General features: G+C 35.9%; 8 protein-coding genes. 7 read left to right on the top strand and 1 reads right to left on the bottom strand.

Features of this window, described 5'->3' with window-relative positions:
- The first annotated feature begins 53 nt into the window (after window positions 1-53).
- Together rpsB and tsf are read left to right on the top strand one after the other, a co-directional pair.
- The gene (rpsB, locus tag Q0983_RS19230; RefSeq protein WP_299556703.1) at window positions 54-827 is read left to right on the top strand and encodes a 30S ribosomal protein S2; all 774 of its coding nucleotides are present in this window, start codon (window positions 54-56) and stop codon (window positions 825-827) included.
- A 155-nt stretch (window positions 828-982) separates the two neighbouring features.
- On the top strand, window positions 983-1,957 hold the full coding sequence (gene tsf / locus Q0983_RS19225; protein ID WP_299556701.1) for a translation elongation factor Ts: 975 nt from the start codon (window positions 983-985) through the stop codon (window positions 1,955-1,957).
- A gap of 73 nt (window positions 1,958-2,030) precedes the next feature.
- On the opposite strand, the gene Q0983_RS19220 is transcribed toward tsf, so the two are convergent.
- Window positions 2,031-3,446 carry a serine protease gene (locus Q0983_RS19220; RefSeq protein ID WP_299556699.1) on the bottom strand — a complete coding sequence of 472 codons (1,416 nt, stop codon included), beginning with the start codon at window positions 3,444-3,446 and terminating at the stop codon, window positions 2,031-2,033.
- 217 nt (window positions 3,447-3,663) lie between these two features.
- Between Q0983_RS19220 and pyrH the strand changes: the two genes are divergently transcribed.
- The 5 genes from pyrH (at window position 3,664) to Q0983_RS19195 (ending at window position 9,891) form a co-directional block, all read left to right on the top strand.
- Window positions 3,664-4,371 (top strand): UMP kinase, encoded by a 708-nt coding sequence (pyrH, locus tag Q0983_RS19215; protein WP_299556697.1) that lies wholly within the window; start codon window positions 3,664-3,666, stop codon window positions 4,369-4,371.
- 47 nt (window positions 4,372-4,418) lie between these two features.
- A complete protein-coding gene (frr, locus tag Q0983_RS19210; protein ID WP_299556696.1) occupies window positions 4,419-4,976 on the top strand; it encodes a ribosome recycling factor in 558 nt (185 codons plus the stop codon).
- 327 nt (window positions 4,977-5,303) lie between these two features.
- Entirely contained in the window at window positions 5,304-6,398 is a 1,095-nt protein-coding gene (locus tag Q0983_RS19205) for a hypothetical protein (RefSeq protein WP_366141029.1), read from the top strand.
- 190 nt (window positions 6,399-6,588) lie between these two features.
- Window positions 6,589-7,242, top strand: a complete 654-nt coding sequence (locus Q0983_RS19200; RefSeq protein WP_299556692.1) for a hypothetical protein — start codon at window positions 6,589-6,591, stop codon at window positions 7,240-7,242.
- A 261-nt stretch (window positions 7,243-7,503) separates the two neighbouring features.
- Window positions 7,504-9,891 (top strand): efflux RND transporter permease subunit, encoded by a 2,388-nt coding sequence (locus Q0983_RS19195; protein WP_299556690.1) that lies wholly within the window; start codon window positions 7,504-7,506, stop codon window positions 9,889-9,891.
- Window positions 9,892-9,962 lie beyond the last annotated feature (71 nt).

The raw sequence follows: 9,962 nt of genomic DNA, 5'->3' as shown, positions 1-9,962 counted from the left end.
AAAAATGACCACTTAATCATTGCTAATTCAACAGAACGTAAACTATTACAAAAATGGCAGTAGAAGTAAAAGAATTACTTGAAGCAGGTGTACACTTCGGACACCTAACACGTAAGTGGGATCCAAACATGGCTCCTTACGTTTATATGGAGCGTAACGGTATCCATATTATTAACCTTTACAAAACAGCGGCTAAAATTGATGAAGCCGGAGCAGCATTAGCAAAAATTGCAGCTTCAGGCAGAAAGATTTTATTCGTTGCAACCAAAAAACAAGCAAAGGATATTGTTGCTGAAAAAGCAGGCTCTATTAACATGCCTTACATCACTGAAAGATGGCCGGGTGGTATGTTAACTAATTTTGTTACTATTAGAAAAGCTGTTAAAAAAATGGCTTCTATTGATAGAATGAAGAAAGACGGCACTTTTAACACACTTTCTAAGAAAGAGCGTTTACAAGTAGACCGTTTAAGAGCTAAGTTAGAGAAGAACCTAGGTTCTATTAGTGACATGACACGTTTACCGGGTGCATTATTTGTAGTTGATATCAAGCGTGAGCATATTGCTATTAAAGAAGCTCAAAAATTAAACATTCCAATCTTTGCAATGGTAGATACCAACTCAGACCCACGTCAGGTTGACTATGTAATCCCTGCAAATGATGATGCTTCTAAATCAATAGACAAAATTTTATCATATGTAACAAATGCTATTGCCGGTGGTTTAGCAGAGCGTAAAGCAGAGAAAGAAGCAGCATCTGCTGCAGAAGACGCTCCAAAAGCCGAAGCTGCTCCAGCTAAAGCAGTAGTTGCCGAAGAAGAAGAATAAATAACATTAACACAACACAAATAAGTCGTTTAGTTCTTTTTTGAAAAAACACTCCTTGATGTTTAGGCATCAAGGTTTCCTTTTTAAATGTCATTCCCGCGAAGGCGGGAACCTCAACAAAAATGAACGACTTTTTTTAATATTTAAAAATAGATATGGAATCTACAGTAAAAATTACAGCCGCTGAAGTTAACAAACTAAGACAGGCTACCGGTGCAGGCATGATGGACTGCAAAAAAGCTTTAGTTGAAGCTGAAGGTGATTTTGACAAAGCGATCGAGATTTTACGTAAAAAAGGACAAAAAGTTGCAGCAAAAAGAGCTGACCGTGAGTCTAGCGAAGGAGCTGCAGTTGCAAAAGTAAATGCAGACAATACAGCTGGTGTTGCTATCGTATTAGGTTGTGAAACTGACTTTGTTGGTAAAAACGAAAACTTTTTAGCACTTGCGAGCCAATTAGGTGAAATTGCTTTGAACTGTGCTACAAAAGACGATTTTTTAGCCGCTGATTTTGGAGGTATTTCTGTTGCTGAAAAATTAGTTGAGCAAACCGGTGTTATTGGTGAGAAGTTAGACATCAAAGCTTTTGAAAAAGTAGAAGCTGCTTACGTTGGTTCTTACGTTCATATTAATAAAATTGCTGCCATTGTAGGGTTTTCAAGTGTAGTTGATAACGTTGAAGTATTAGCTAAAGACGTAGCCATGCAAATTGCTTCTATGGGCGCTACTACATTATCATACAACGATTTTGACCCGGCTTATGTGGCTTCTGAAACTGAAGCCAGAATTGCTGTCATTGAAAAAGACAATGAAGAATTAGCGCGTTTAGGTAAAACACTTAAAAATGTTCCTAAATACATTTCTATGGCTCAATTAACACCTGAAGTTTTAGCCCAGGCTGAAGAAGATGCTAAAGCTGAACTTAAAGCCGAAGGTAAACCGGAACAAATCTGGGACAGGATTTTACCTGGAAAAATGCAACGTTTCATTTCTGATAACACGACTTTAGACCAGGAGCAATGTTTATTAAACCAAAACTTTATCAAAGACGAAAAAGTTACGGTTGAAAAATATGTGTCTTCTTATGGTGACGTTGCCATTACAGGTTTCAAACGTGTGACTTTAGGATAGAAAACATAATTTATCTTTATAAAAAAAGCGGAATCGTCAATTGATTCCGCTTTTTTTATTCTCTTATTATAAACTACTTTTTAAAATACAATTCAACCGTACCGGAATTAATATACTTTCCTTCTTTGGAATACACATAGAACTTAAATTTTCCTTCCTCAAAAAAATCACATGAAAAATGTTTGAAATCCGATGTTTTACTAACGTCAAAAGTTAGCGTTTTAAATACTTTATATTTCCCTGTAATACTGGAGTATTTATCAATGTAAACTTTTATCTGCTCCGTATGCATTTTATTAGGATAGTTGTCTACATAAACCCATATCTTACCGCCCTTATTTTTCGGGTCCATAGAAAAACTGGTATACTGTTTAGACTTTCCGGGTATTTTATTGTCGTTATCCTTCACGGACACGTTAGAGAAATACACCTTAGATTTTGTATAAAGATCTTTCTTGGTTGTGGTGGTATAATTGGAAAAAATTGAGGATTTCTTCTTTGGCTTTCTGGATTCTATTAAGGAATTTATTTCACTAACCGTTTTAATCTGTTGCTTATCTCCAGTTATGGTATTTATGGAGGCCAATCGTTCCGGCATTGACAATCCGTTATCAATAATTCGTTTATGGGCTTTACTGTCAATGGCTGATATATAATACATCCCGTTAATGCCGCTCACTAAACCAATCCCGGTAACATGCCCTTTTGCTGTAGCAATACCAATAGCTTTGTTTTTTTCACTGAAAACAGGACCGCCACTATTTCCGGGATGTATTTCCGCATCGGTTTTTAAATACCCGTAATCCGGATTAAAATTAAAATCCAAACCGCTCATGATACCGGTGCTTAAGGTACTCATATCTTTAAGTGTTAAACTGGCAGAGCCTTTAACCTGTTGTGGAAAGCCAAAAACGCATAGTTGTTCGCCTTGCGCTACCTTGTCTGAATTCCCAATAGGAATGGTGGTGAATTTATTTTTAACAGGATTATCATCAAAATCACTTACAATTTTTAATAAAGCACCGTCATAATTTCCTGAACCTATGGCCACAACTTCGGCCTTATAGAGTTTATAGTCTTCTTCATTATGACTATTAAATACCTGAATTACGGGAATGGTATATCCCACATTGTAAACCTTAATAAGATTCTTATCGTTAACTATGTCTTCTGAATATACCCCTACTGACGATTTTTTAATTTTATTTTTATCATAATAGTCATAGTCTATATAGCCTTTAACACAGTATTCAACCACATGTTTATTTGTAAAAAGATAACCATCATCAGTTACAAAAAAGCCGGAACCTCTGCTTAAATAACCGGAACCGGGTTTTTTCTTTTCCAAATCCGGATCAAAAATCAAAACCTTGACAATGCCTTTATAATATTTATCGGCTATAAGTTTGGTATCAAGCTTTTCTTCAGCACAAGAAATTATTATAAGAACAGTAACAAAAAGGGAAACTAATTTTGATAAACGTTTCATGTTTCATTATTTATCTATAAAAATAACCATTATGTTTGATGTTCTAATTTAAATTACTTAAAATAATTTTTCAATATCTATGTGTTAAATCTATTTGTATATTTGCTAAACCTCAAAAAACATTATGAAATGAGCCTGAACAGTTTTGATTTAAGTATGGATTTAAATGTTCATCGGCGAATTACATCTGACAACAAAAACGAATAGATTTTAACTGATGAAATACAAAAGAATACTCCTCAAATTATCAGGGGAAGCTTTAATGGGAAACCGTCAATATGGTATTGACCCGGAACGTTTAGCTGAATACGCAAAAGACATAAAAGACATTACCGAAAAAGGTGTTGAAGTAGCTATTGTTATAGGTGGCGGTAATATTTTCAGAGGCGTGGCTGGGGCCAGCAAAGGCATGGACAGGGTTCAGGGAGACCACATGGGTATGCTTGCTACTGTTATCAATGGCTTAGCTCTACAGGGCGCTTTGGAAGATGCAGGTATTGAAACCAGGCTACAAACGGCTATTAAGATCAACGAAGTGGCAGAACCTTTTATAAGAAGAAGAGCCATGAGGCATTTGGAAAAAGGACGTGTGGTTATTTTTGGCGGTGGTACAGGAAATCCGTATTTTACAACAGATTCGGCAGCCGTTTTAAGAGCCATTGAGGTTGAAGCTGATGTTATTTTGAAAGGAACACGTGTGGATGGTATTTATACCGCTGATCCCGAAAAAGATGAGAAAGCCATTAAGTTTAACAATATATCTTTTGATGAAGTATTAAGTAAAGGACTTAAAGTTATGGACACTACGGCTTTCACATTAAGCCAGGAAAATAAATTGCCAATTATTGTTTTTGATATGAACAAAAAAGGGAATTTACTAAAAGTAGTATCCGGAGAAAAAATTGGCACCGTAGTTAACGTATAAAATTGGCGTAATTTTTGAACAATTACAGTCACGAAAATTTAAATACCATGAACGAAGACATTCAATTTATATTAGACACCGCAAAAGAAGCTATGGACAATGCCATTAAGCATTTGGAAAAGCAACTTTCTAATATCAGGGCAGGAAAAGCAAGCCCTGCCATGCTTGGCAGTGTTATGGTAGATTATTATGGTTCTCAAACACCATTAAATCAAGTGGCCAATGTAAATACCCCTGATGGAAGAACCATTACGGTTCAGCCATGGGAAAAAACCATGCTTCAGGAAATTGAACGTGGTATCATGATTGCCAACCTTGGGTTTAACCCGATGAATAATGGCGAAAGTATCATTATTAACGTACCACCATTAACCGAAGAACGTAGACGGGAACTGTCTAAACAGGCTAAAGCAGAAGGCGAAGATGCCAAAATTGGTATTAGAAATGCCCGAAGAGACGCCATGCATGAAATCAAAAAATTAGACGATGCTTCTGAAGACGTTAAAGGTAATGCTGAAATAGACATACAAGAAATGACAGATTCGTACGTTAAAAGAGCAGATGATATTTTCCATGTCAAAGAAAAAGAAATCATGACCGTCTAAAATATAAGGCTGTCTAAAAAGTCAACCTAAATTATATTGTCAGTTTGAGCCTGTCGAAAACGATCTTGATTTTAGATAAGTTAATATATTTCGACAAGCTAAATATGACATTTTCAATTACTTTTTAGACAGTCACTTTCTGTTCCGTTTATGTTAAAACAATACTTTTTATTCGTTTTCATTCTTTGTTTTAATATTACTAACGCTCAACTTTCTTCGGAAAAAAATAAAGAATCTGCACAGGATTCCATCAAAAAAAAAGCATTCGTAAGACACCTTGGTAACGGTTATCTACCTACCAAATATTTCAACTTTGACTTACGGTATTTGATCAAATTCAACCAATACGAAGGTATTAGAACGGGGCTTGGCGGTACTACGAATGATGCCTTTTCAAAAAAATTCAGAATTAACGGATATACAGTTTACGGATTTAGAGATGGCAGGTTTAAGTTTAGTGTTGGGGGCGGTTTTAGAGTGGCTCCCAAAACAAATACCTGGATAAATGTCTCGTACACTGACGACTTACAGGAAACCGGAAGTACCACGTTTTTAACAGACGGTAGGTTTTTTCAGTTTTTTGAACCCCGATTATTAAATATTGATCTGTTTCATAAGCATGTTACAAAATCGGTGGCAGTAGAACATCAACTCTTTAATAAAGTAAGTTCTAAAGCTGAGTTTTCAGTAAGTAAAATTAGTCCGACTTACGAATACGAATTCAACTCAAACAATACCACATTGAGTGATTTCCGTTTAAGTATGGCAAAAGTAGCTTTTCAATGGAGTCCGTTTAGCAATTTTAATCAAACCGAAAAAGGTTTAAAAGAAACTAAATACGGGTACCCAAAGTTCACACTTCAATATTCAAAAAGTATTAAAAATGCTTTTAAAGGTGACTTCAATTTTTCAAAAATAGATTTTAGGACCATTCATAAGTTCATTAGTGAAAAAGATAATTATTCAGAGATAACTCTGGTCTCCGGTCTTGCAAACGGCGATACACCATTAACGCATATGTATCACGCATACCCTAACAATATTACTAAAGAAACCATTATGCAGCGTTTTTCGGTGGCCGGTTTAAACAGTTTTGAAACCATGTATTTCAATGAGTTTTTTTCTGATAAGTTTGCAACCATTCAGTTGAAGCGCTTTTTTAAACCATTTAATATAACAGAACGCTACAAGCCACAATTAGTGCTAATTACCAGATATGCCATTGGCGACATGAAACAACCGGAAAAGCATGAAAATGTGACTTTTAAATCGTTAAAAAAAGGTTATACGGAATCCGGTTTTGAGCTTAATAAGTTGTTTTTTGGTTTTGGTTTAAGCTTTACATATCGTTATGGTGCCTACCATTTACCTGAATTCACAGATAACATCGCCTTGAAGTTTACATTTAATGTGACTTTGTAAAAGAATATAAAGGCTACCGTCCATTAGGATTTGCTTATGATATCCTTAAAAAATAAAGCAATTGCCGTTTATCGAATAAATAGTTAAATGGTAAGTGGCGTTCATCGAATTATGTGATTTTTATTTTAAAATACCGCGATTATAATATAGTTTAGTATCAGATCACCCAAGTCGAAATAAACCTATGCCTATGAAAACCAATGCAGTATGGCGCCAAAAACTGGCATGTTTTAGTTGTTTGTTTTTCTTGTTTTTCAATGTCTCCTGTGATTATCAGGATGCCTCCGAAAAACATGGCCCCTATATAGATTTAGGGGTTGGTGAATCCGAATTCTATGAACGCTTAGAATCCTCTGTTGTAGGGCAGTTCCCTGACGGTCCCGGAAACCCCGAAAACCTGTGTGCGGGTGGTGCTATGCAACTGATGGATGATGATCCGCCCTGTGGCTATGTTGATGTTGGTGAATATGTTGTGAATTTAATTAACTTATATAGGGCCCGACATAATTTACCACCACATGTTCGCGCTATTGAATATGAACCATGCGCTGCACGGGAAGCAAGGCTCGCATTAGAAAATGGTGCTGCACATTGGAATGACGGTTGCGGATGGAGAGCGCAGGCTGCCGGCGGTGGATACTACGGTGAAGAAGGTTCCAACAGTAGTGTCAGGGATAAGGTATTTTGGCTTCCTTATAACATTTATAGAGAAGGTCCTGAAGGTGGGCACTACCGAGGTATGATGGGAGAAAAAAGCAGAGGTGTTGCTGTGGGATATTATGGCACTGATGAAGGGCACAAAATCATGATAAACTATCATCACGAACTCCAGGCTCAAAATTAAGGTTCAATTTAGTGCCTGCGGCCGTTAGGTTATATTTACATTAAGGTCTCATATACCCCAGGATCATTAAAAAGCTGCACGGGGTCAGGTTTTGAGCTTAATGAATTCCGTTTTGGTTTTGGTTTGAACTACCTACATCGTTAAGAAACATCCCATTTACCAGAATTTACAGATAATATGGCTTTAACATTTACATTTAACGTGACTTTATGAGGTAATACAAGCGTTTTTTCTACCTTTGCGCAGCTTTCATAAAAAGGTATGTTTAAACTGTTTAGCAAAGACTTTTGGGATGTTACCGCAAGATTGATTTTACGTAATAAAATCATCATTCTTGCAGGTATTATTATTGCCACTTATTTTTTTAGCAGGCAGTGGGACAACATGCGTTTTACCTATACTGAAGCCAACCTTTTACCAGACGACCACGCCGTAAATATTACCTATAATAATTTTTTAAAAACCTTTGGGGAAGAAGGAAATCTTATTGTTCTAGGGGTTAAAGACAGCTCATTATTCACCGTTGAAAAACTTAATACCTGGAACAAGCTATCTGAAGATTTTAAAAAATACGATGAAGTTGAAACCGTAGTTTCTATTAAAGACCTTCAAAAACTGGTGAAGGATACTAAAAATGAAAAGTTCAATTTAGAACCTTTTATAAAAGATTCCATTACATCTGTAGAACAAATTGAAACCCTTCAAAAAGAGTTGTTTCATAAGTATCCGTTTTATGATAATTTCTTGTTCAATAAAGAGACCAAAACGGTCAGAACAGCCATTTATCTAAAAAAAGATATTGTAAATACCTCTGCCAGGAAAGACTTTGTTATTGATGTTTTAGCCAGTAAAATTGAACTGTTTGAAGCAGCGAACAATTTAGACGTCAGGGTTTCCGGGATGCCATACATTCGCACCCTAAACTCACAGGTTATTATAAATGAAATTAATTGGTTTGTAATTGCCGCTTTACTGGTTACTTCCATTATTTTCTTTTTCTTTTTCAGATCGTTCAGAGCTACTTTTATTTCACTCATTGTAGTTTGTATTGGAGTGATGTGGACCCTTGGAATTATTGGTTTATTCAACTACGAGATCACCGTTTTAACAGCATTAATTCCACCATTAATTATCGTTATTGGTATCCCTAATTGTATCTTTTTGATCAACAAATACCAGCACGAAGTAAAACTTCATGGGAATAAAGTAAGATCACTACAACGTGTTATTACAAAAATTGGTAATGCCACGTTAATGACCAATGTTACCACAGCGTCTGGATTTGCAACCTTTATTCTTACCGAAAGTAAACTTTTAAAAGAATTTGGTGTGGTAGCCTCATTAAGTATTCTGGCTATATTCATCCTGTGTTTACTCATCATTCCTATTATTTACACCTTTTTACCACACCCGAAAGACCGCCATTTAGAGCATTTAAACAAACGTTGGATCGGTGGTTTTGTTAACTGGATGGAATGGATGGTAAAGCAAAAACGCATTGCTATTTATGCTACTTCCGTGATACTTCTTGTAGCCAGTATTATTGGTATTTACCAAATAAAGATCTCAGGAAGCTTGATTGAAGACATGCCAAAGGAAACCGATTTTTTTAATGACATCCGGTTTTTTGAAGAAGAGTTTAACGGTATTATGCCTTTAGAGTTTATGGTGGATACCAAACGCAAGAAAGGGGTTATGAAATTAGCTACCCTCAAACGCATGAATGAGCTGGAAAATCTGATTATTGAAACACCTGAATTATCTAAACCCGTTTCGGTAGTAAGTTTGGTAAAATATTCTAAACAGGCTTATTATAACGGTAACCCAAAATACTATCAGTTACCAACATCACAAGAGAATAGTTTCATTCTATCTTATGCTAAAAACTCATCATCTAACGTAGATTTGCTCAAAAATTTTGTAGACAGTACCGGGCAATATGCCAGGATCACTACGTTTATGAAAGACATTGGAACTGATAAAATGGAACGCATTGAAGAAAATCTTCAAAGTAAAATTGATAAAGTTTTCCCGGAAGAGCGGTACGACGTAACTATGACCGGAAAAGCCCTTGTGTTTCAAAAGGGAACAAAATATTTGGTCAAAAATTTAGCTATATCCCTGTCATTAGCCATCTTCTTAATCTCGTTATTCATGGCCTATATGTTCAGGTCCGGTAGAATGATCATCGTATCATTGATCCCAAACCTGTTGCCGCTGTTAGTTACCGCCGGATTAATGGGGTATTTGGGCGTCCCCATCAAGCCTTCAACCATATTAGTGTTTAGTATCGCGTTTGGTATATCGGTTGATGACACCATTCATTTTTTAGCAAAATACAGGCAGGAATTACAAGCCAATCAATGGAAAATTAAAGTGTCCGTTTACGGGGCTTTACGAGAAACCGGAGTGAGTATGTTTTATACGTCAATCGTTCTGTTTTTTGGTTTTTCAGTGTTTACCATTTCCAGTTTTGGCGGTACTGTAGCATTAGGAGCTTTAGTTTCTGCAACCCTCCTATTTGCAATGCTATCAAATTTGTTATTATTGCCATCATTATTGCTATCTTTAGAACGCAGTATTGCCAATAAGGAAGTATTGAGGGAACCAGCTATAAATATTATTCCGGAGGAAGACGATACGGAATAAGATTTCAATAAATAGGTTTTTTTTAATTTTTGCTTATAGAATTTGGTTTTTTAGTATTTTAGACTTGGAAG

Source organism: Seonamhaeicola sp., from assembly GCF_028281565.1.
In the GTDB taxonomy this organism is placed as follows: domain Bacteria; phylum Bacteroidota; class Bacteroidia; order Flavobacteriales; family Flavobacteriaceae; genus Seonamhaeicola.
The sequence above is the reverse complement of the archived record's forward strand: the minus strand, read 5'-3'. Positions and strand labels throughout refer to the sequence as shown.

Excerpts from the sequence above, each read along its gene's own strand:
- rpsB (WP_299556703.1), top strand. The coding sequence starts at position 54 with ATGGCAGTAGAAGTAAAAGAATTACTTGAAGCAGGTGTACACTTCGGA.
- tsf (WP_299556701.1), top strand. The coding sequence starts at position 983 with ATGGAATCTACAGTAAAAATTACAGCCGCTGAAGTTAACAAACTAAGA.
- Q0983_RS19220 (WP_299556699.1), bottom strand. The coding sequence starts at position 3,446 with ATGAAACGTTTATCAAAATTAGTTTCCCTTTTTGTTACTGTTCTTATA.
- pyrH (WP_299556697.1), top strand. The coding sequence starts at position 3,664 with ATGAAATACAAAAGAATACTCCTCAAATTATCAGGGGAAGCTTTAATG.
- frr (WP_299556696.1), top strand. The coding sequence starts at position 4,419 with ATGAACGAAGACATTCAATTTATATTAGACACCGCAAAAGAAGCTATG.
- Q0983_RS19200 (WP_299556692.1), top strand. The coding sequence starts at position 6,589 with ATGAAAACCAATGCAGTATGGCGCCAAAAACTGGCATGTTTTAGTTGT.
- Q0983_RS19195 (WP_299556690.1), top strand. The coding sequence starts at position 7,504 with ATGTTTAAACTGTTTAGCAAAGACTTTTGGGATGTTACCGCAAGATTG.